We start from the raw sequence: 21,578 nt of genomic DNA, 5'->3' as shown, positions 1-21,578 counted from the left end.
GTTGATGGAAAGGTTGTCCACCGTGGCCTCTGGCGCTATCCCCACTCCGTACGAGGATCTTCTCCGGGAGATTCTGGATTCTGGCACACGCAAGCCAGACCGGACAGGAACCGGAACCACCAGCCTTTTCGCCAAGCAGATTCGCTTCGATTTGAGCGAGTCCTTCCCCCTCATTACCACCAAGAATGTGCACATTAAGTCCGTGGTGGGCGAACTGCTGTGGTTTTTGCGGGGTGACTCCAATGTGACGTGGCTACAGGACAATGGCATTCGCATTTGGAACGAATGGGCCGATGAGAATGGGGACCTGGGCCCGGTCTACGGGGTGCAGTGGCGCAGTTGGCCCACTCCCAACGGTCAGCACATTGACCAGATTTCCGGGGCGTTGGAAATGCTGAAGAATAACCCCGATTCCCGGCGCAATATTGTCAGCGCGTGGAATGTCTCCGAGTTGGACAATATGGCATTACCTCCGTGCCACTTGCTCTTCCAGCTATACGTAGCCGACGGCAAACTGAGCTGCCAGCTGTACCAGCGCAGCGCGGATATGTTTTTGGGCGTGCCGTTTAATATCGCCTCCTATTCCCTGCTGACTCACATGTTTGCGCAGCAGGCGGGCCTGGAGGTCGGCGAGTTCATCTGGACCGGCGGCGATTGCCACATCTACGACAACCACCGCGAACAGGTGGAACTGCAGCTGTCCCGCGAGGCCAGGCCGTATCCCCAGTTAGTGCTGAATAAGGCGGCGGACATGTTTAGCTATTCATTCGAGGACATATCCTTCGACGGTTACGATCCTCACCCCACGATTAAGGGAAAGGTGGCTGTGTAATGGCGGAAACTACGTCGCGTCCCACAGGTTTTGAGCCTGGTGACTACCCCGAGATCACTCGGGACAAGGTCAATGAGGCCATTGAGCGAGCGTTCGCTGAGGCGGGGATTTCTGGCGTGTCGGCGTCGGATATTGAAATCGCACAGATTTGGGCGCAAACCACGGCGGGCATTATCGGCGACGGTAAGGACATGCCCTGGTATTTGCCCGAGGATTTGAAGCATTTTCAACTCTCCACGATGGGATATCCCGTGGTGATGGGCCGGACCAGCTGGGAGGCGCTGGAGGCCCCCTACCGGCCGCTGCCGGGGCGCGAGAATTGGGTGGTGACGCGCAACGAGGCGTACTCGTCGCCGGGCGGGCATCGGGTGAGTTCGCTGAGCGAGGCGATTGCCCAGGCCGCGGTGTGGATCAGTAAGCGGCGGGCAGAGGAGCCAGAGACGGAGCTCACGCCCACGGTATGGATTCTGGGCGGCGGGCAGGTGTACGCGCAGTGCATGCCGATTTCCGACCGCGTGGTGATTACGGAGATCGACATGGTGGCGCCCGAGCGGTTTAGCGTGCATGCGCCGGAGATTCCCGCGACCGAGTTCGAGGAGAACGCGGGACCGTGGGAGACCTCCGCCACGGGGCACCCCGTGGACAGCGACGCGACCGTGGATTACCGGATTTGTGAGTACGTGCGGCGGCAGGCAACACGTGGGCAGCAGCGGCGCCCGCGCGAGTAACTATATGCACATATGTAGATAGATACATCGCGGCGTGACTCTTTAGTTTCCCCCACCCCCTTCCCCTCCCCCGCCGCGCGATACGGCTTCAGACCATCTGCATGTCAGATGGTCTTTTTCTATGCCTCCCCTCCCAAGGGGGTAAGAGCAAGTACTTATCTCTGCCATTTACTTTTGCAATAGAGAACGTGTTCTGTAGCTTGAATCGCAATCACAAATCCTTTGTGATGCGTTTCACTACAATGACGATTTCGGAGAAGACTGTTGAATCAGCCAGCACCCTCGACTGAGCGGCATACCCCATCCGCTGCAGAGTTCAAGGCCTGCCAACAGAGCCCTGAGTTCCAGGAGCTCCGCTCAAAGCAGCGCGGTTTTACCTTTCCGCTAACCATCGCCGGATTGGTGTGGTTCATGCTGTACGTGGTTATTGCCATGTACGCACCAGGCGTATTAAACAAGCCGGTTTTCGGCAACATTAACGTGGGAATCCTCATGGGAGTCTCCCAGTTCGTAACCACCTTCGGCATTACCTGGATGTACGTGTCCTACGCCAACAAGAACCTCGAGCCACGATCCCAAGCGATCCGTGAGTCCCTCGAGCACCCATCCGCCACCCCACCATCCACCACGGTGGCATAAGGAGCACACACCATGACTTTCTTTACTGCCGCCGACGCCGGCGCAAGTGCTGGTAACCCCATCCTGAATATGACGGTGTTCGTTGCCTTCATCGTCATCACCCTGGGCATCGTGGCGTACGCCTCGAAGAAGCCCCAGAAGTCCGCGTCCGACTTCTACACCGGTGGAGCGTCCTTCTCTGGAACGCAAAATGGTCTGGCCATCGCCGGTGACTACCTTTCTGCCGCTTCCTTCCTGGGAATCGTCGGCGCCATCGCGCTGACCGGATACGACGGATTCCTGTACTCCATCGGATTCTTCGTAGCCTGGCTGATCGCACTGTTGCTGGTCGCTGAGCCGCTGCGTAACACCGGTAAGTTCACCATGGCTGACGTGCTGTCCTTCCGTCTGAAGCAGCGCCCCGTGCGCGTGGCCGCTGCCTTCGCCACCCTGGGCGTGTCCCTGTTCTACCTGGTCGCACAGATGGCCGGTGCAGGTGCGCTGGTATCCGTGCTGATGGATATTCACGACAAGACCGCACAGGCCGGCATTGTGGCCGTTGTGGGTGTGGTGATGATCGCCTACGTGTTGATCGGCGGCATGAAGGGCACCACCATCGTGCAGATGATTAAGGCTGTGCTGCTGTGCTCCTGCGTGGTCATCATGGTCATCATCATCTTCGTGCTGGTGAAGGGAAACTTCTCTGAGCTGTTGGCGCGCGCCGTGGAGTCCCATGGTGGCAACGCCGCCATCCTGGAGCCGGGCCTGAAGTACGGAAAGTCCGATGTGACCAAGCTGGACTTCATTGCTCTGGGGCTGTCCCTGGCCCTGGGTGTGGCTGGACTGCCTCACGTGCTGATGCGCTTCTACACGGTTCCAACCGCGAAGGAAGCACGCCGGTCCGTGACCTGGGCCATCATCCTGATCGGTAGCTTCTACCTGCTGACCCTGGTTCTGGGCTACGCCGCTGCAGCGTTCGTGGGCCCTGAGCGCATCAAGGGCGCCCCAGGTGGCGCGAACGCCGCTGCACCGCTGCTGGCCCTGGAGCTTGCCGGGCCAATCTTCATGGCCGTGATCTCCGCCGTGGCGTTCGCCACCGTGCTGGCTGTGGTGGCAGGTCTGGCCATCACCGCTTCCGCCTCTGTGGCTCACGACTTCTACAACTCCGTGCTGCGCAACGGCCAGGCCACGGAAGAGGAGCAGGTCCGCGTGTCCCGCATTACCGTGGTGATCATCGGTATCGCCGCTATCCTGCTGGGCATTGGCGCCATGAGCCAGAACGTAGCCTTCCTGGTCTCCCTGGCATTCTGTGTGGCGGCGTCCGCAAACGTGCCGACGATCCTGTACTCCCTGTACTGGAAGCGCTTCAACACCACGGGTGCCGTGGCCTCCTTGTGGACGGGACTGCTCACCGCAATTGTGCTGATCATCTTCTCCCCTGCGGTCTCCGGCAGTGAAACCTCTGTGCTGCCGAACGCTGACTTCGCATGGTTCCCACTGACCAACCCAGGCTTGGTATCCATCCCAGCTGGCTTCTTGGCCGGTATCATCGGAACCTTCCTGGGCAAGCCAGACAACTTCGACGAGCTCCAGTCGGAGATGGAGGTTCGCTCCCTCACCGGCGTGGGGGTGGAAAAGCCAGTGGATCACTAAGTCCACGTGTGCCCCGGCGGAAGGCCTCAGGCTTTCTGGCCGGGGCTTTGCTGTAGTTTTTTCTCAGCGCAGCAACACGGTAAAGTCTGTGGTGCTATGCCCTAGTAGCTCAGTGGATAGAGCACGGCTCTCCTAAAGCCGGTGTCGGAGGTTCGATTCCTCTCTGGGGCGCATTGTGATCAGTCGGGACATAGTTGACACTGTCAGTCGCGACATGGTTGACAGATACCGCTCTAGGGTTGGGACGTTGTTCTTTCCCTGGGGCGGTATTTGTTTTTAGTGCTGGGTGTTCTTGGGGAGTTTGGGTTGGTATTGGCGCTGGGTGTCTATGATGTGTTCGGCGATGAGTTCTCCTGTGGTGGCGTTGGTTGTGGTGGCTGTGTTGCCGGTGATGACGGTTAGTGTTGGGGTTCCTGCGTAGGATCGGCCGATTCCTAGGTAGCGTAGTTTTCCGGCGAAGCGTAGGGTGATGCGGCCTGATGTGTCGACTTTGTCGTGTCGAACTCGGTTGTCTTCGGTTACTAGTGGTTGTGGGCTGGCTTTGGGCAGGGCGTTGTATGCCTGGTGTGGGGTGTTTCGTCCTAGGGCGCGGTGAGGGCGGTCGTTGTTGTACCAGGTGCGGAATTCGTCGAGGAGTGCTTGCAGTTGCGGGAGTGTTTCTGCAGGCGGTCGGGCTTTGAGCCATTTTTTGAGTGTTTGGTGGAAGCGTTCAATTTTTCCTTGGGTTTGTGGGTGAGCTGGTCGACCATTTTTCTGTTTGATGGAGTGGGTTTCGAGGAATTTTTCGAAGCCTGTTTTCCCGCCTCTGGCGCCTGCTAGGCGTGCGGTGAAGATAAGTCCGTTGTCGGTGAGGGTGGATTGGGGAAGTCCGTAGGTGGCTGTGACTTCTTCGATGGCTGTGACGACGGTGGGGCCGTGGACGCGGTAGAAGGCGGTGAGGTAGAGCAGGTAGCGGGAGTGGTCGTCGAGGAAGTCGAGGACTTCGATGGTGCGTCCGTCGCGTAGCCTGACGTAGGTGACGTCGGCTTGCCAGCATTCGTTGGGCAGTGTGGCTGCGAATCGGCGTAGTGAGGCTTTGGGGCGTTTATGGGGTTGGGGTGTGATGAGGTTTCGGGTGGTGAGGATTCGTCTGATGGTTGATTCTGCGGGGCTGCGGAGTCCGCGTTGTTGGAGTACCCAGGCTATGGATTCGGGTCCGTTGTCGGCGCCTTTACTGGTGAGTTCTTTGCGGATGGCGACGATCTCATCAGCGAGGGTGTCTGGGATTTTGGTGGGGGATGTTTTGGGTGCTTTTGATCGGGGTTGGACTGCGTCCGGGCCGCCGTGGTCGTAGCGGTCGAGCAGTGTGTAGATCCATTGGCGTGAGCGTTTGAATTTTTTGGCGGCTTGGCTGACTGTCATGTGTTGTTTGCGGATTGCTGTGACGATTGCCAGGTTGGGGTTGTTGTAGCTCATGGCTCATTATCGGTGAGTTGTGTCAACGATGTCTCGACTGAGCTGTCAACTATCATGCCCGCCGGGTCAGGGGGCCAGGGTGTCAAGTATGTCCTGACTGATCTGTCAACTATCACTGAGAAAACCGCAGGAAGAATGTGTCAACTATGTCCTGACGGACAACACTCTCTGGGGCGCATTGTGATCAGTCGGGACATAGTTGACACTGTCAGTCGCGACATGGTTGACAGATACCGCTCTAGGGTTGGGACGTTGTTCTTTACCTGGGGCGGTATTTGTTTTTAGCTATGGTGTACACTTTGGACAACAAACGAACTTACCCCCTAGTTGCCCCCAGCATTGTACACATCCACAGCTTCCTGTAACGTGATGTGCGTAAGCCAGGGTTGAGCATATGCAAGAATACCCAGGGCAGCAACTCCAGGGACTCACTGCAGAAGCGGTTGAGTCCCTGTGCTTTTAGACGAAAGTAGATCATCCATGCTCTTCGCCTATCTCGATGAAATCGGAAGCCCTGGCGCCTTTGTCCATCCTAGGCATTCTCGTTTTAGCGACAGTCCAGCGTTTGGATACGGCGGATTCATAATTCCCGAACAAAAAGTCCGAGACTTTGGAGCATACTTTTCCCATCATAAAAAAGTATTCTTTCGAAAGGAAATACCAGTAGATATCGATCCTGGACGCTGGGAGAAAAAGGGAGCAGACCTCCTCTTCGCAAAAGTAGCCGAGGAGCGACCACAAAATCTACGAATCTTAGGGTCGCTCATAGGAGAGCTACGGCAGCTCAAGGGGCGCCTTTTCTACTATGCAGGAGAGAAACCCGTTGGAACCCCCCAAAGAAACCAATTGCGGACAACTCGAGTTCAAAGAACGCGAAGAGACAGCGATGCGCGAAGCTCTCAATCGCATTGCGCGTTACGCTGACACGAAGAAATCAAACGTTCTTGTCATGATCGACCAAGTTAATGAAAAATCTCGAATTCAACGGCTGCCCGCAATGTACGCACATATTCTTGGCCGCTCGTCAGAGCACCCTGAAATGCGACGCCTCATCGAACCGCCCATGCATATTGATAGCGAGCTTTCAACGAACATTCAATTTGCGGACTGGATCTGCGCACTCGTCAAGCGAGCTATTGACTACCAACTCGTAGAAGACTCCCGATACCACTGGGTTCCCGAGGCACAACAGCTGAAATCAGCTCGAGGATTATTTACTTACGAATCCAAGATACACCTTCACCAGCACACCATTAATGACCTAAACCATTCCGACATCCTCAATTCTGAACGGTCACTTTTCGACTCAACACGTAGCTCTTCCCTCGATAAAGAAAATATGCAAAAACTAGAACGTATACGTGCCGCAACCTTCAAATCATCAAACTAGATCATATCCATCCTAGGATTGAAAACTTTGAACCTTAGAAGATCAACGCTCAAACTGTTCATTGAGGTGAGTCAGCAATTCTTCCTGAGCAGATTGCAGGAAGGACAACATTGACTGAACGAAGAACGTCAGCTCAGCGTGATTTTTGGGGTGCTCAGCGTCTTGAAATGCCTTGTAGTAACGCGTCTTATGGGCAAGAAGATGCCCAGAAAGCGACAAAGCAGTTGGCTTAGAAAGCAGCTGCGCCAACCTCATGGTCAGCAGAAATCGTCCGAAACGACCATTGCCGTCATAAAAGGGATGGGTGTGTTCCAGCATAAAGTGTTCTACCATTGCGTTGACCAACCCCTTGCCTTGCCGATCCGTGGAGGAGTCGAGCATCACCTGCATTCTATCGATGATATTCTGTTCCCCCACCGCACCAGCATGAATAGTGTTCATGCCGTTAGAGATGGATACGCTTCCCGCCCGGAAGAGTTGCCCATCAAGCACATCCTCATCGGCCAGCTCATGTGAAAGCAGCATGTCATAGACCTGCCGAATATCTCCAACAGTCTGGGGGTATCGCAATGCTCCATCTGCGTTGAATGCCTCGGTGTAAGTTCGCACCATTTTAATAAAAGACCTGCCTACCTCTCCTCCATTTCGCGCAAGACCATGCACAGCGGTCAAGGCATCCATAATCTCTGCGCCAGTGAGATAGATGTGCTCGATCTCATGAGTGGAACGAATCTCTTTCACCAGCAGTTGCGTGGTATAACTACTCCGCACACTTTCTGGCAAGGATTGCCAGATGCCAGCGATGCTCACCTCATTGACCCAAATACGATCTATCAATCGAGACAGCGCGGTAGTCATCAGCACAAAGATCCGATCATCTCTCACCACATAGCTCCAGTGATGTGTAGTTGGCGAATCCCATCGACGCCGAAGTTCATCTGCCACGCGAACGTCCCCATCTCCGTCAGCCATGTGAAACAGGGTCTTGAGTGGCTTGTAACTCGACGACATTATGTAACCTCCAACGCAGAAGATCTGCTATCTTCCGTTGAGTGGAATAAACTGAGAGAACCAATAACACAACCCCACGGGACCACCCCACGAGCGTCCCCGTGAGACAAGGACACACCATGACCATCGCCGGACGCCCAGAAAACCCCTACTCCTCCGGTTACCACCACAGCAACAACGCCCAGCCTCAGCCCCAAGCTTTCCCGAGCAATCAACCACAAAGCGTGGACCCACTCCGTGCCCAAAAAGCGCAGATGGAATACGACGATAGGAAAAAGAACCCCATAGTAATGTGGCTGCTGTGGTTATTCCTAGGAACCGTCGGTGCCCACCGTTACTACTTGGGCAACATCGTCTACGCGGTGTTTATGACGCTCACACTGGGAGGGTTCGGACTATGGACCCTCATTGATGCATTCTTCATCACTTTCGAGATGCGGAGGAAGAACCGGGCCATTCGCGACGAGATATTCGCCGCAAACGGCCTCACCTCGTTCTAACCATCCCCCGTGGTTCGCCGCTAAAGAATCAGCTCAATTCTTCAAGCTTGGCGGCAACATCCGCCACGGGTGGGTTGGTCATGTGCGTGCCGTCAGAAAAGCGCACCGTTGGCACGACCCTATTGCCGTTGTTCACGGACTTCACCCATTCGGAATCCTCTGCGGCATGTGGACCGTTGTCGGCGTCGATTAAGGTATGGGGAATATTGTTCGCGTTAAGGTCCGTGATCAGCTTCTTGCAGTAGGGGCACCAGTCTGCGTAGTACACGGTGACCTTGTCGGTGATGTCGGTGGCTGCCATGGCCAGCTCCTTTGCTCTTATGCGTTCGATGACTGCTGGCTACCTGCTGAGCTCAGCGCATTGTCCTCATTCTAGTGCGACTAGTCTAATCCACTCCCGGATCTCGTTCAGGTTCGCGGAAGTTCCATGGCGATCAGCCGCGACGCACGTCGGGCAGCTTAAGGTATTAGCTATGATTACAGGCGCACTGAAAACTCATGTCGACCGGATCTGGGACACCTTCTGGTCTGGAGGCATTTCCAACCCGATCACAGTCATTGAACAGTTCACATTCCTGCTGTTCATCAAGAATCTTGACGATCGCCAGGTCAACATCGACAAGCGCCTTGCTCTTGCCGATCCCACCACTCCCCCTCCAATTTTCGATCGCGATCAGCAGCATCTTCGTTGGCGAAACCTCATTAATGACTCCGATCTCACCCGCCGGAAACGTACGATCTCCACCGAGGTATTTGATTTCATCAAAACCATGGGCGGCACGGGCTACCAACAACACATGACGAACGCCACTTTTGAGATTGAGTCCGAAGCCACCTTGGCACGCGTCATGGAGCTGATCGATTCATTGACATTCAGCAATAGGGACCTGACCGGAGACCTTTATGAATACATGCTGGATAAGCTATCCACGTCGGGTAAAAATGGGCAGTTCCGCACCCCTAGTCACATCATCGACCTAATAGTGTCTCTCATGGAACCCACACCTCAGCAGCGCGTTATCGACCCAGCGTGCGGCACTGCCGGGTTCCTTGTGGCGGCTAACGATTGGATTAAGTCCCATCATCGCTCGGAGCTATTCACCAAAACAACACGCGAGTCTTATAACTCACTTGGTCTCACAGGCTTCGACTTCGATAAGACCATGGTGCGCATCGCGGCAATGAACATGTTCATGCATGGGTTCGAGGAGCCCAACATCTCCTACCGGGATTCCCTCCAACAGCTCGATGCTGTGCATCACGAAGCCTACGACCTGGTGCTGGCGAATCCGCCGTTTGCCGGAAGCCTGGATAAGGAGACCATTGATCCGGCTCTAAAGGCTGTGACTACCTCAAAGAAGACAGAGTTGCTCTTCCTCAACCGTTTTCTGCAGCTACTCAAGCCCGGTGGGCGCGCGGCTGTGATTGTGCCTGAGGGTGTGCTGTTTGGTTCCACCAAGGCGCACAAGGTGCTGCGTCAACACTTGGTTGAGGATCAGCGCCTGGATGCAGTGATTAAGCTGCCTTCTGGCGTGTTTAAGCCGTACTCCGGGGTGTCTACCGCGATCCTGTGCTTCACACGCACGGATTCCGGTGGGACGGACGATGTGTGGTTCTACGACGTCACCGCTGATGGCTTTTCGTTGGATGATAAGCGCACCCCTTTGTTAGAGGCTCGCTTGCTGGGCCCTGCACCACTTTCTCATATTCAGGATCTTGATGACCCAGATTTTGCTGCTGACCCCCAACCGGTGACCCTGACAGCTGAGCAAGCAGTACTCAATAACCTGCCGGATGTGGTGGCCCGTTGGCATCAGCGCACCACCACCGAACGGGACCGGGCACGCACGGAGTACTCGTTTACTGTGCCACGGGAGGAGATCGCTGCTGCCGGGTTTGACTTGTCGATGAACCGGTACAAGGAAATCATCCTGGAGGCTACTGAGACCCGCGACCCGCTAGAAATCATCGCCGAGATCGAAACGCTGGACCAGGACATCGCCGCCGGCCTGGCCAAGCTCAAGGCCATGCTCACGGAAGGCAAATAACATGACCACCACACATCACGATTGGCCCATGGTGAAGCTCGGAGACGTATGCGACATATCGATTGGAAAGACACCGTCTCGAAAGAATCCGGCGTATTGGGGTTCCGGTCATCCCTGGTTGTCGATTAAGGACATGAACCAGGGCAGTGCACTTTCCAGCACTGCAGAGCAGATCACTGATCTCGCTGTCGAGGAGACTCGACCGCGACTGTGCGACCCAGGTACCGTGCTCTTTTCCTTTAAGCTCACCATTGGGAAAGTCGGCGTATCAAAGATTCCCCTGTACACCAACGAGGCAATCGCGGCGCTTCTGCCCAAAGATAGGGCTTCCTTATCCAATGGCTATCTGTTCCATGCAATGAGCCACTACGGCGCCAACCTCGAAGGTAGTCGAGCTGTGATGGGCCAAACTCTCAACAAGAAATCACTGGGACAGGTTGAGTTCCCCCTCCCCCCACTGGAGGAACAACACCGCATCGCAGTACTACTTGATGAGACTGTCCACAATGTACAGGCGACTCAGAATGAACTATCGAATCTCCTTCTACTAAAGCAGTCAGAAATTGAGCGATTTATCCTCGGAAAGCCCCAGTGCCCACTGTCGCACTACGTTGAGGGCATAAGTTCTGGAAAGAGCCTTAAAGAAGCCACTTCGGACAACGTGAGAAATCGAGTTCTTAAAGTTAGCTCGGTGACTACCGGCGAGTTCTTGCCGGAAGAATCCAAGCCATTGCCTGACGACTATGAGCCGGCTCCGCAGCATGCCGTGAGCCGGGGCGATATTCTGGTGAGCCGCGCTAACACTATGGAGTTAGTGGGAGCGTCGGCGCTGATAAAGGGAGATTTCTCGAACCTATATCTTCCAGATAAATTGTGGCGTCTCGAGCTGAAGGACACTGCTGACCCAAGCGCATTAGTGGGGATCCTTCAGCACAGGCAAGTCAGAGCGCGGATCAGTGCGAAGGCGACAGGAAGCGGTGGGAGCATGAAGAATATAACCCAATCTGCGTTTCTTCAGATTCAGGTCCCCGAATTGAGTTCCACCGAGCAACACGCGTTGGCAGCTACTATCCAAGGCATCGAATATGTAACTGGAAGGTTGCAAGAAAAGCTGGGCTTACTCAAGCAACTTCAAGCTGTACTGTCTACCCGCGCCTTCCAAGGCGAACTCTGACGCCGGAAAGGAAGCGGGACGGGTACCTGATCCTAGTATTGGAGCAGTTGGCCACTGATGGGAAGAGATGGAAACGGCGCCCGTTGATTGAAGCTGTGGCTCAGCGTGACGGTGTGACCTCAGAGGACCGCAAGGAGCTACAGGCTAGCGATGCTCTGGTTCATGCAAGCCGAGTGGGTTGAGCCTTGTGCATTTCAAGAAAGCTGATGCGATCAAACCGAGAATGACAAAAAGCAAGATCATCTGAGATACACTTAATAAGCACTTTAGTTAGACTCCAGAAATACTTGCACCTATGAACCCTCCTGCCTCTTCAAACCACGGACACGCCACCCCACGCAGCAACTTCAACTTCCTGCGCTATATCTGGCCCAAAGCCCATGAAGAATGCCTCAAAGTTGAACGCTTCGTAGATGCAGACCCAGTCATCTCCTGCTTCTACGCACGCAAGGTCGTGGAACGCGTAGTTCACCACATCTGGGCCTTCCGATCTCTAGGACCAACAGAGCGCAGATCCCTATTAGACCTAATGAAAGACCGCGCGTTCTATGAAGAAGTACGCAGCACCACCATCATGGAGAAACTGCACATCCTGCGCAAAAACGGCAACAACGCCGCGCACGCGGATGACCTCCAAGGCAGACTAACCCCCGCCACATCAGACAAAGCACGCCACACCGCGGGCCACCTCTATGACGTAATGGTGTGGGCAGCACGCCACCACTCCGCCTACCCCGAATTAGCTCCGGGCCCACAGGCGGGATTCGACCCCTCCCTGCTCGGGCAGGCATCGGCTGACACAACAGGCCTCCATCTGCCCGGCCGAACACAGGCGGAGACGGCAAGATACCTCAAGGAGCTAGAAAAGAAGGACCAGCAATACAAGCAGCAAAAGCTCCTCCTCGATGAGGCGCAACAAAAAATGCGCGATGCAGAAGCTCAACGGTTGCGGGAAAAAGCAAAGTTTGAGCTGCAACGCCGTAACGCGCAGATGCAGGCACAGTCACAACTCGCGGACGCGGAGGCGCGGGCAGAAGCCGAACGAGTTGCGAAAGAGGAAGTCGAACGTGAGCTCGCGGCGCAAATTGAACAGCTCCAAGCCGAATTGGCCAAACAACAGGCTTCGAAGTCTGTAGATACAGGACGCCCCACTGCTCCCTTGGCGATTAGCGAGGTTGAGACTCGCCGCCAACTCATCGACCCAATGCTCGCCGACGCAGGTTTCACTGGCGATTCAATAACCCGCGAACTGAAGCTCACAGGCATGCCCACCCCCAGCGGCATGGGCTACGCAGATTACGTTTTATGGGACGATGACCGCACCCCTCTTGCCGTAATTGAAGCGAAAAAAGCAATGGAGTCCATGAGCGCGGGCGCACAGCAAGTGAAACTCTACGCTGATTGCATAGAACGTGCCTACGGTCAGCGCCCCGTGATGTTCTGCACCAATGGTTTCCAGATTGACATTATCGACGACGCAGCAAACCTTCCCGGATCTGGCGCTGGCTACCCGGCCCGCGAGGTAGAGGGCTTTCCAAATGCTCCACAATTGCGGCGAATGATAGCACGACGGAACACGCGCTCGTCTCTGGCGAATATGGAAGTAGACCCAGAGATTGCGGGCGCAGGCGGACGCGTTTACCAGCTCGAAGCCATCCGTGCATTAACAGAAACGCTGGAACAACAACGGCATCGCCAAGCACTACTGGTAATGGCAACCGGTACAGGCAAAACACGAGTCGCTGTAGCCACCGCTAAGCTTCTACGTAACGCCGGTTGGGTGGGCAAAGTTCTTTTCCTCGCAGATAGAACCGCTCTTGTAAATCAGGCACATAAAGCGTTCTTGAACCTCTATCCACAATCCTCACCGGTGAATCTGCTAGAGAATCCGGATCAAGTGGGTGACGTGTACATCTCCACTCATCACACAATCATGAACCTCATCAACGATGATGGTGCTAACTCGGCACGTTTTAATCCCTTCGACTTTGACTTGATCATTGTGGATGAAGCTCATCGTTCCGTGTATAACCATTTCGGTCGAATTTTGAATTATTTCGACGCCTACGTTCTCGGCCTGACAGCAACACCTAAGTCCGATATCAATCACGATACGTACGCACTTTTTGGCGTAGATGATAATACGCCGACGTACGAATACAGCCTCGATGAGGCAATCAAGGACGGAAATCTGGTTCCGTTTAAAACCTTGAAGCAAGAGTCCAAATTCATGCATCGGGGCGTCAAGTATGACCAACTCTCCCCCGAAGAGCAGGTGGCATGGGATATGGCCGAATGGGGTACGGATGAAGACGGTTCACGTTTAAACCCGCCGGACAAGGTTTCTTCGGCCGACATCAACCGATACCTGTACAATCGAGATACTATTCGGCAGGTTCTGAAAACCGTAGTGGAACACGCGATTCGCGTGGGTGGCGATCAGCTGGGCAAGACCATCATCTTCGCGCGTAGTCAGAAGCATGCGGAACTAATTAAAGAGGTTTTCGATGCGGCTTTCCCAGAATACTCTCTAAAAGGCGCCTCGGTTATCACCAATCACACGCGCTATCCGCAGAGCGCTTTGAATGAATTCTCCCAGCCCAATGGGCCAGTCAATGTGGCTATTTCCGTGGACATGTTGGATACCGGGGTGGATGTTCCGGAGGTAGTTAACCTGGTCTTTTTCAAGCCAGTATATTCTCCATCCAAATTCTGGCAGATGGTAGGTCGCGGAACACGTTTATGCCCGAATCTGTTTGGCCCTGATCGAGATAAGCAAAACTTTTTGATCTTTGACTTCTGCGACAATATAGATCAGTTTTTCTTAGGATCTGCAACCGAGGTCTCTGTCCAACGTCCTCACTCTTTGTCAGAGAAGCTATTTACACATCGAGCGTATTTACTTGGTCAATTAGACAGTCATCAAGTATCGCCAGAGTTTCGAACAAGACTGGCGGATGAGTTGTACACCGCCACGGCCTCCATTCCCTTGGACAACATCATGGTCAGGCCCGAAGATAAGGAAACCTTGCTGCGGTTCAGCACCCGGGAAGAGTGGAACAGCCTAGAGGAAAGAGACGTTCAGAATCTGGTCAACCATATTGCACACCTACCGCTGCTCACTATGAAAGATTCCGAGAGCGCGAAACGGTTTGACCTTCTGGTGTTGCAACTTCAAGCGGATCTACTAAACAGCTCTCCGAAGTTCCATACACTTCGCGAGGCTGTGGAAAAGATGGCGGATGACCTCATGGCAGTCAGCACGAATATACCGGCGGTAGCTCAGCACCGTTCCTTCATGGAGCGAGTTCTGAACGTGGACTGGTGGGCTCACGTGACCGTGGAAGATCTGGAAGAAATTCGTCTAGGGTTGCGCGACCTCATTCAATTTATCCCTAAGAGCAAGCGCAGTCCCGTAATTTTGGACATTGCCGATGAGATGGGCGAATTAAGCGTGGAGGAGTTCACTCCTCATGCAGCAGTCACCACAGTGTCTTACATGACTAGTGTGGAACAACGCCTGCGCGACCTACTGGAAGAGCATTCAAATAATGTGGCAATGATGAAGTTGAGAACTGCACGCCCTTTGACTGCCACAGATGTGGCCACGCTGGAGTCTATCGTGGCAGAAGCCGACGGTGGCGAGCCTGGCTATTCGGAAGGTATTGAAGAGTTGCGTCAGCGTTTGGGTGGGGATTCGATCCCGGCATTTATACGTCGGCTGGTTGGATTGGACAAGACTGCCATGCTCGAGGAGTTTCAAGATTTGCTGAACAACTCCACCTTGACCGCGGCGCAGATCCGCTTCATTAAAACACTGGTTGACGTGCTGGTACACAACGGAGGAGTGACTTATGAGGAAATTTTCCAGGCTCCTTTCGATGAAGAAGGTTCAGTGATCGACATCTTCGATGGACGTACAGGAGTGATCGTGGAGCTGCGCGAACACCTGGAGAAAATTGAACGCAGCGCAAAGGCTGAATAGGCCCCCGGCTCTCGTTCAAGTTCGCGGAAGTTCCATGGCGATCAGCCGTGAATCACGCCGACCCCCTCCTGAGGTGTTGAACCAGAAAGCAGACGGTATAGTAGAAGTCAACATGACCGGTTCCGCTACCCACTCAGGTGGGAGTCCAGGGCCGGTCCTCGTTTGTCTTAGCCACTGATTACGAGGGCAATGCGTGGGACAAACTCAAGTAATTCACCCCCCTTGCAAGATACCCCATAGGGGTATAAATTGGTGACGTAAGCAGATACCCCCGGAGGGTATCCTCACACAATTGCTATCGAGGAGGACAATCATGAGCACCCAAGAGTTTTCCGTCACCGGAATGAGCTGCGAACACTGCGAAGCATCCGTTCGCGAGGAAGTCTCCGAAGTTCCCGGCGTCACCGGCGTGGACGTGAGCGCCACCACCGGCGTCCTGACCATCACCGCAGACGGCAAGGTCGACGAATCCGCCGTGATCGCCGCCGTTGAGGAAGCTGGCTACACCGTCACCGCACGCTAGGCCGCAGCGATGAGCACCGTCCCCATGTCGACCGACGCCGGCCTCAGCGATCATTACGAGCTCGCGATCAGCGGCATGACCTGCGCGTCGTGCGCTCACCGCATCGAACGCAAGCTCAACAAGCTTCCTCACGTGGACGCCAGCGTGAACTACGCCACGGAAAAGGCCTCCGTTCTTGCCGCACCTGGAGTGACCGTAGAGGAACTCATCGCCACCGTGGAAGGGGCGGGGTATTCGGCAACGGATGCGACTGTTCGTGAGGAAGAGCCGGCGCTGGACGCCATGGATCCGGAAGAGCACTCTGATCCGGAACTCACCAGCCTGCGGCAGCGCGTGATCGGGGCGAGCATCCTCACTATTCCCGTCATCGCGATGGCGATGATCCCGCCGTTGCAGTTCACGAATTGGCAATGGCTCTCCCTCACGCTGGCTGCACCTGTAGTGGTCTGGGCTGGTTGGCCGTTCCACAAGGCCACCTGGGCGAACCTCAAACACGGTACCGCCACCATGGACACCCTCATCACCATGGGCACGGCTGCCGCTTTTCTGTGGTCGCTCTATGCTCTTTTCTTCGGCTCAGCCGGTGAGCCCGGACTGAAGCATGGGTTCCACTTCACGCTCACCCACTCCCATGGTGATGCGAATATCTATTTGGAAGCCGCTGCAGGCGTCACGATGTTCGTGCTGGCCGGGCGCTATTTTGAAAAGAAGTCCAAGCGCGAAGCGGGCTCGGCTCTGCGTGCCCTGATGGAACTGGGCGCCAAAGAAGTATCCGTGGTGCGGGACGGTACCGAAGTACGTGTGCCGGTGACTCAGCTCCGCATCGGCGACCACTTCGTGGTGCGTCCCGGTGAGAAGATCGCCACGGATGGCGTGATCATGGAGGGCCACTCCGCCGTTGATGCTTCCATGCTGACGGGCGAATCTGTGCCCGTCGATGCAGCTCCTGGGGACAGGGTCACTGGTGCCACGATCAACACCTCCGGCCGGTTGCTCGTGGAAGCCACTCGCGTGGGCAACGATACGCAGCTTGCGCGCATGGCTGCGATGGTGGAGGACGCGCAAACCGGAAAAGCTCAGGTCCAGCGCCTGGCCGATCGTATTTCCGGGGTCTTCGTGCCCATCGTCCTGGTGATTGCCCTCGTCACGTTGATCGCCTGGCTTGCGACGGGCCACGGTGCCACGATGGCGTTCACTGCCGCTGTCGCTGTGTTGGTTATCGCCTGCCCGTGCGCATTGGGGCTCGCAACCCCCACGGCTTTGCTAGTGGGCACCGGGCGCGGTGCGCAGATGGGTGTTCTCATCAAAGGGCCTGAGGTTTTGGAATCCACCCGCGCAGTGGACACGATCGTGCTGGATAAAACCGGAACGATCACCCAAGGGAAGATAACAGTTGTGGACGTCATTACCTCCCCGGAGGTTCACGGCAGCGATGCAGAGACAGTTCTCGCCATGGCCGGAAGTGTTGAAAGCGCATCCGAACACCCCATCGCCCAGGCCATCGCCCGCACGGCTACTGAGCGCGCAGGCACTCTACCTACCGTGACGGACTTCCACAACCTCGAGGGCCGCGGTGTCAGCGGGACCGTGGACGGGCAGAACGTTCAGGTGGGACGGCTGAGCCTCTTCGAGGATTCCTCTTCTATCGCCCCTTCCCTCCTCCAGGCGAAGGAATCCGCGGAACACAGCGGAGCAACAGTCGTGGCCGTGGGTTGGAACGGACAGGTACACGGCCTCATCGCTGTAGCCGACACGCTGAAAGACAGCAGCTCCACAGCACTCCAGCAGCTCACACAGTTGGGTCTTCACCCCATTCTCTTAACCGGTGACAACTCAGCCGTGGCACACCACATCGCCGACCAGGTGGGCATTACGGACGTGTACGCGGACGTCTTGCCGCAAGACAAAGTGGACGTGGTGCGCGAGCTCCAGGACCAAGGCAAGGTCGTAGCCATGGTGGGCGATGGGATCAACGACGCCCCCGCGCTCGCTCAAGCAGACCTCGGCCTGGCCATGGGCACCGGCACGGACGTGGCCATCGAAGCCGCAGACATCACCCTGGTCAGAGGTGACCTCACCAGCGCAGTCGACGCAATCCGCCTATCCCGAGCCACACTGTCCACCATCAAGTCCAACCTCTTCTGGGCCTTCGCCTACAACACCGCGGCCATTCCCATCGCGGCATTCGGCATGCTCAATCCTATGCTGGCAGGCGCAGCGATGGCCTTCTCAAGCGTCTTTGTGGTGGGCAACAGTCTGCGCTTGCGTCGATTCCGCTCCACCACCCACTCATAAAAGAACCTCAGATTGGCCAGCACACCATGACTATCGAATACGACAACCTCGCCACCCCATCCGAGTCCACCGAGCCCACCGAGTGCAACCACTGCGGCTCTGAGAATCACCAACACGGCTACATCGCTGACAAGGAAAGCTATCTGCGCCGCATGAAGCGGCTGGAAGGGCAAGCCCGCGGTATCGCAAAAATGATCGAAGAGGAAAAATACTGCATCGACATCCTCACCCAAATCAGCGCGCTCACGAAAGCCGCCCAAGGAGTTGCCACTGGTCTCCTCGAAGACCATCTTCACCATTGTGTTCTGGACGCCGCGCACATGCAGGACGAGCAACTCACCCAAGAGAAAATAGCAGAAGCCAGCAGCGCTATTAAGCGCCTCATGCGCTTTTAAAAACCCGCCTCACAATCTTGTAGTATTCCCCTCATGACAGGTAGCGATGAACTTGTACTCGCCGCGGGCGCGGTGAATCCAGACGTCCTTGCCTCCTTCGCATGGATCATGGGCGCGGCACTGCTCAGCCCATTAATCTCCTTCGCCACTGGCAAACGCATCCCCGCCACAGTCTTGCTCATCGCATTCGGCATGATCATCGGCCCCAACGTGTTGGGGCTCGCCAGCCTCGACGGAGGCGTAGGACTCATCCGTGAAATCGGCCTGGGCATGCTCTTCCTCCTCGCCGGATTCGAAATCAATCCCAAAGATCTGCGCGGCAAACAATCGCGCAGCGCCATCAGCACATGGCTGGTCTGCCTTCTGCTGTGCATCGGAGGCGCTTTCGTCCTACTCGGATCTGAGAACCGCGCCACCGCCATTGTTCTGGCCATCGCGCTGACTTCCACTGCCGTCGGCACGCTGATGCCCATCATGAGGCAACAGGACATGCTGAACAACAACGTGGGAAAGTCCCTGCTTATTCATGGAGCGATCGGCGAAATCGCACCCATCCTGGCCATGGCACTGTTGCTGTCCACCCGCGCCACCTGGCTGACCATCGCCATCCTCCTGTTCTTCGTCCTCATCTCCATCACCGTGGCCTTGCTACCGTCTGTGGTGAGTTTCATCGCGCCGTGGCTCAGCCGAGCCATGGCCGACGGCGCCGGCTCCAATAACCAAACGGTCCTGCGCCTGGTGATTACCATCCTGGCTATTTTGATGGCCGTGGCCGCCGTCTTCGAACTGGATGTGGTGCTGGGAGCATTCGCCGCTGGCTTCATCCTGCGGCAGTTGGTCACCCCAGAGCGCTCCGACACCATGGAGCACCTGCTGGACATCGTGGCCTTCAGCCTGTTCATTCCCGTGTTCTTTGTGTGCTCCGGCATGGGCATCGACCCGGACGCCGTGGCCAAGCACCCCTGGATGACTGTCCTGCTGGTTCCCCTCATCTACGTCACCCGAGGTCTGCCGATCTTCCTGCGGGAGCAGTTCATGGACACAGGATCCAAGCTCGAAGACTGGCGCGAGCGTCTGCAACTATCGCTGTATGCGGCCACCGCGCTGCCGATCATTGTGGCGGTCACCGAAGTGGCGTTGCAATCTGGGTTCCTCGAGGAAGAAATCGCCTCCGTGCTGGTGGCCGCCGGATCCTTGACGGTCCTGCTGTTCCCACTGCTGGCGTACGTGATTAAGTCCAGCGAAGAGGTCAGCAACGATGAGTCCGAGGATGAGGAATCCTCCGCCACCGATTCCGATGCTCCGTCTCGACCGGTTCCCCAGGCAGTGCACGCTCCTGCGACTCAGTCCACAGAGAAGGATTCTCCGCATGAGGAGATTCACGAGGACATGGCGCGCGTGTTCGACAAGCGCTCCTCTGACAACTAAACCTGCAGAAAACACTCCAGCCGAGACTCCTACACCATAGCCCACACGCTGGCACTTCGTTCCCGCGTTCGATTTTTTCACTTAGTTTTGGGACGCAGTGTATGTGGTGAAAACTAGATTGATTCTCAGCTCCTGCAGCACCCCCAGTGCCGTACAGAGCAGACGTTTCTTTTCACGCGTCAGGTCCCATCAAACCTGACCCAGAGGACTAGGAGTCACCCATGACTGCTCCCCATCATCAGAACCCGTACCACCAGCCCGGCACCAACCAACAATCACACACTCCCCAGAAAAAGAAAGGCGGCATGCGCACGTGGGCCGCCATCGCCGCAGGAATCTTCCTGGTGTTGATCATCATCGGAGTGGCCGGCGGTGGCGGAGACAAAAACTCCACAGAAAACTCCTCCACCGTGGCATCCTCACTGGGCATGCAGGAAGCCGCCATCCCCACAGAGCAGGCCACCAGCGGGGACAACGAACAACCCATGGCCGCTCCGGCAGCAATGGAGTCGGAGGAACAAGCCCCTCAGCCCCAGCGCGCTACCGAGTCCGTCCCCCGGGAGTTCCAATCCGCTGCACGCAAGGCCAAGACCTACTCGGACATGATGCACATGTCCCGTCAGGGAATCTACGACCAGCTCGTCAGCGAATACGGCGAACAGTTCAGTCCGGATGCCGCCCAATATGCGGTGGATAACTTGCAGGCAGACTACAACAAGAATGCGCTAGAGAAGGCAAAGACGTACGAAAAGCACATGTCAATGTCTCCCAGCGCTATCTTTGACCAGCTGACCAGTGAATACGGCGAGAAGTTTACCCCAGAGGAGGCACAGTACGCGGTAGACAATCTAGGCAATTAGTTGCCGTCGTGTCCCCGCAACAGAGTCATGAAATCCGTGACGTTGGTATCGACCTGAGTTCCACTGGTTCGCACTAGGTGAACCCCCGTATCCCGCGCCGAGTGATGCTGGGGACGATCCATTGCTGGAGCCAGCCCAGCAACCGCCCCCTCAGTGGACACGATATGGTCAGCCAGTTCCACGGCTGCGCGTTGAACTCTGTTGTCGAGGCCTGAATCCGCGCCAAAGTCATCTGTCGCAGCGAATACTCCGGTAGACATGATGACCGCTCGCAAATGGGTGAACAAAGGACGAAGCGCAAAGTCGAGAACGAGACTATGGCGCGCCGTTCCTGCGGTGGCCGCAATGATCATCGGCATTCCATTAAGAGAATCTGTGTCCAACGTGTCCACAAACATTTTGAACAGGCCTGAATAGCTTGCAGCAAAAACCGGGGTTGCCGCAATAAGCGCATCGGCATTACTCACCTCATCGTGTGCGTGGCGCAACCCCTCCGAAGGAATGCCAGTGCTCATCATTGTGGCCAAGTCCATTGCCAAAGAGCGGATATCAATGTAAGCAACGTCAATCCCCTCCCCTTTACGAGCAACATTGGACTCCACCGCACCGGAAATCCGCTCCGCGAGCATCCGCGTGGTGGATGGAGTCGATAGCCCTGCATTCAGAACAACCAACTTTTTCAT

General features: G+C 55.9%; 16 protein-coding genes, 1 tRNA gene and 2 pseudogenes. 15 read left to right on the top strand and 4 right to left on the bottom strand.

Annotated elements, in window-relative coordinates; all coding sequences use genetic code 11:
* Nucleotides 1–22 precede the first annotated feature (22 nt).
* From IAU67_RS02200 to IAU67_RS02180, 5 genes are all read left to right on the top strand, one after another.
* The gene (locus IAU67_RS02200) at nucleotides 23–832 is read left to right on the top strand and encodes a thymidylate synthase (protein ID WP_370452041.1); all 810 of its coding nucleotides are present in this window, start codon (nucleotides 23–25) and stop codon (nucleotides 830–832) included.
* A complete protein-coding gene (locus IAU67_RS02195) occupies nucleotides 832–1,560 on the top strand; it encodes a dihydrofolate reductase (RefSeq protein ID WP_151843191.1) in 729 nt (242 codons plus the stop codon). The genes IAU67_RS02200 and IAU67_RS02195 overlap by 1 nt, the downstream gene beginning before the upstream one ends.
* Before the next feature lie 264 nt (nucleotides 1,561–1,824).
* A complete protein-coding gene (locus tag IAU67_RS02190; RefSeq protein ID WP_370452040.1) occupies nucleotides 1,825–2,199 on the top strand; it encodes a DUF485 domain-containing protein in 375 nt (124 codons plus the stop codon).
* Nucleotides 2,200–2,211: 12 nt separating this feature from the next.
* The gene (locus tag IAU67_RS02185) at nucleotides 2,212–3,831 is read left to right on the top strand and encodes a solute symporter family protein (protein WP_151843189.1); all 1,620 of its coding nucleotides are present in this window, start codon (nucleotides 2,212–2,214) and stop codon (nucleotides 3,829–3,831) included.
* 98 nt (nucleotides 3,832–3,929) lie between these two features.
* Nucleotides 3,930–4,002 (top strand) — tRNA-Arg (locus tag IAU67_RS02180).
* Between the two features lie 105 nt (nucleotides 4,003–4,107).
* Here the strand turns inward: IAU67_RS02180 and IAU67_RS02175 are convergent.
* Nucleotides 4,108–5,286: an IS481 family transposase gene (locus IAU67_RS02175; RefSeq protein WP_151843304.1), complete on the bottom strand. Its 1,179-nt coding sequence runs from the start codon at nucleotides 5,284–5,286 to the stop codon at nucleotides 4,108–4,110.
* Nucleotides 5,287–5,766: 480 nt separating this feature from the next.
* Between IAU67_RS02175 and IAU67_RS10100 the strand changes: the two are divergent.
* Nucleotides 5,767–6,676 (top strand): annotated as a pseudogene (locus IAU67_RS10100) (DUF3800 domain-containing protein).
* Nucleotides 6,677–6,718: 42 nt separating this feature from the next.
* On the opposite strand, the gene IAU67_RS02165 reads toward IAU67_RS10100, so the two are convergent.
* A complete protein-coding gene (locus tag IAU67_RS02165) occupies nucleotides 6,719–7,648 on the bottom strand; it encodes a Fic family protein (RefSeq protein ID WP_187767943.1) in 930 nt (309 codons plus the stop codon).
* Nucleotides 7,649–7,806: 158 nt separating this feature from the next.
* Here IAU67_RS02165 and IAU67_RS09885 point away from each other — a divergent pair, with 158 nt between their 5' ends.
* Nucleotides 7,807–8,187 carry a TM2 domain-containing protein gene (locus IAU67_RS09885; RefSeq protein ID WP_151843266.1) on the top strand — a complete coding sequence of 127 codons (381 nt, stop codon included), beginning with the start codon at nucleotides 7,807–7,809 and terminating at the stop codon, nucleotides 8,185–8,187.
* Between the two features lie 28 nt (nucleotides 8,188–8,215).
* Here the strand turns inward: IAU67_RS09885 and IAU67_RS02155 are convergent, their stop codons facing one another.
* On the bottom strand, nucleotides 8,216–8,488 hold the full coding sequence (locus IAU67_RS02155) for a mycoredoxin (RefSeq protein ID WP_151843267.1): 273 nt from the start codon (nucleotides 8,486–8,488) through the stop codon (nucleotides 8,216–8,218).
* Between the two features lie 172 nt (nucleotides 8,489–8,660).
* Here IAU67_RS02155 and IAU67_RS02150 point away from each other — a divergent pair, with 172 nt between their 5' ends.
* The 8 genes and pseudogenes from IAU67_RS02150 to IAU67_RS02115 all read left to right on the top strand — a co-directional run bounded on the left by IAU67_RS02150 (nucleotide 8,661) and on the right by IAU67_RS02115 (nucleotide 20,895).
* Nucleotides 8,661–10,235, top strand: coding sequence for a class I SAM-dependent DNA methyltransferase (locus tag IAU67_RS02150; protein WP_151843268.1), 1,575 nt, complete (start codon nucleotides 8,661–8,663; stop codon nucleotides 10,233–10,235).
* Between the two features lies 1 nt (nucleotide 10,236).
* On the top strand, nucleotides 10,237–11,409 hold the full coding sequence (locus IAU67_RS02145; RefSeq protein ID WP_151843269.1) for a restriction endonuclease subunit S: 1,173 nt from the start codon (nucleotides 10,237–10,239) through the stop codon (nucleotides 11,407–11,409).
* A 295-nt stretch (nucleotides 11,410–11,704) separates the two neighbouring features.
* On the top strand, nucleotides 11,705–15,394 hold the full coding sequence (locus IAU67_RS02140) for a DEAD/DEAH box helicase family protein (protein WP_151843270.1): 3,690 nt from the start codon (nucleotides 11,705–11,707) through the stop codon (nucleotides 15,392–15,394).
* Between the two features lie 313 nt (nucleotides 15,395–15,707).
* Nucleotides 15,708–15,917 carry a heavy-metal-associated domain-containing protein gene (locus IAU67_RS02135; RefSeq protein ID WP_151843271.1) on the top strand — a complete coding sequence of 70 codons (210 nt, stop codon included), beginning with the start codon at nucleotides 15,708–15,710 and terminating at the stop codon, nucleotides 15,915–15,917.
* A 9-nt stretch (nucleotides 15,918–15,926) separates the two neighbouring features.
* Complete coding sequence (locus tag IAU67_RS02130) at nucleotides 15,927–18,212, top strand: heavy metal translocating P-type ATPase (RefSeq protein WP_370452046.1); 2,286 nt, start codon at nucleotides 15,927–15,929, stop codon at nucleotides 18,210–18,212.
* A gap of 26 nt (nucleotides 18,213–18,238) precedes the next feature.
* A complete protein-coding gene (locus tag IAU67_RS02125) occupies nucleotides 18,239–18,607 on the top strand; it encodes a metal-sensitive transcriptional regulator (protein ID WP_151843272.1) in 369 nt (122 codons plus the stop codon).
* A gap of 33 nt (nucleotides 18,608–18,640) precedes the next feature.
* A pseudogene (locus tag IAU67_RS02120) lies at nucleotides 18,641–19,840 on the top strand (cation:proton antiporter); the annotation flags it as partial.
* A 416-nt stretch (nucleotides 19,841–20,256) separates the two neighbouring features.
* On the top strand, nucleotides 20,257–20,895 hold the full coding sequence (locus tag IAU67_RS02115; RefSeq protein ID WP_225723612.1) for an Ltp family lipoprotein: 639 nt from the start codon (nucleotides 20,257–20,259) through the stop codon (nucleotides 20,893–20,895).
* Here the strand turns inward: IAU67_RS02115 and IAU67_RS02110 are convergent.
* Nucleotides 20,892–21,578 (bottom strand): CE1759 family FMN reductase, encoded by a 687-nt coding sequence (locus IAU67_RS02110; RefSeq protein WP_151843274.1) that lies wholly within the window; start codon nucleotides 21,576–21,578, stop codon nucleotides 20,892–20,894. The genes IAU67_RS02115 and IAU67_RS02110 overlap by 4 nt on opposite strands.

The organism is Corynebacterium zhongnanshanii (assembly GCF_014490575.1).
Lineage (GTDB): Bacteria > Actinomycetota > Actinomycetes > Mycobacteriales > Mycobacteriaceae > Corynebacterium > Corynebacterium zhongnanshanii.
Note: the sequence above shows the minus strand (reverse complement) of the source record. Positions and strands in the feature narration are given on the sequence as shown.

Bases quoted from the DNA above. Each gene is read 5' to 3' on its own strand.
- IAU67_RS02125 (WP_151843272.1), top strand. From the start codon at position 18,239: ATGACTATCGAATACGACAACCTCGCCACCCCATCCGAGTCCACCGAG.
- IAU67_RS02155 (WP_151843267.1), bottom strand. From the start codon at position 8,488: ATGGCAGCCACCGACATCACCGACAAGGTCACCGTGTACTACGCAGAC.
- IAU67_RS09885 (WP_151843266.1), top strand. From the start codon at position 7,807: ATGACCATCGCCGGACGCCCAGAAAACCCCTACTCCTCCGGTTACCAC.
- IAU67_RS02115 (WP_225723612.1), top strand. From the start codon at position 20,257: ATGACTGCTCCCCATCATCAGAACCCGTACCACCAGCCCGGCACCAAC.
- IAU67_RS02195 (WP_151843191.1), top strand. From the start codon at position 832: ATGGCGGAAACTACGTCGCGTCCCACAGGTTTTGAGCCTGGTGACTAC.
- IAU67_RS02150 (WP_151843268.1), top strand. From the start codon at position 8,661: ATGATTACAGGCGCACTGAAAACTCATGTCGACCGGATCTGGGACACC.
- IAU67_RS02165 (WP_187767943.1), bottom strand. From the start codon at position 7,648: ATGGCTGACGGAGATGGGGACGTTCGCGTGGCAGATGAACTTCGGCGT.
- IAU67_RS02110 (WP_151843274.1), bottom strand. From the start codon at position 21,578: ATGAAAAAGTTGGTTGTTCTGAATGCAGGGCTATCGACTCCATCCACC.
- IAU67_RS02145 (WP_151843269.1), top strand. From the start codon at position 10,237: ATGACCACCACACATCACGATTGGCCCATGGTGAAGCTCGGAGACGTA.
- IAU67_RS02140 (WP_151843270.1), top strand. From the start codon at position 11,705: ATGAACCCTCCTGCCTCTTCAAACCACGGACACGCCACCCCACGCAGC.
- IAU67_RS02130 (WP_370452046.1), top strand. From the start codon at position 15,927: ATGAGCACCGTCCCCATGTCGACCGACGCCGGCCTCAGCGATCATTAC.
- IAU67_RS02175 (WP_151843304.1), bottom strand. From the start codon at position 5,286: ATGAGCTACAACAACCCCAACCTGGCAATCGTCACAGCAATCCGCAAA.
- IAU67_RS02185 (WP_151843189.1), top strand. From the start codon at position 2,212: ATGACTTTCTTTACTGCCGCCGACGCCGGCGCAAGTGCTGGTAACCCC.
- IAU67_RS02135 (WP_151843271.1), top strand. From the start codon at position 15,708: ATGAGCACCCAAGAGTTTTCCGTCACCGGAATGAGCTGCGAACACTGC.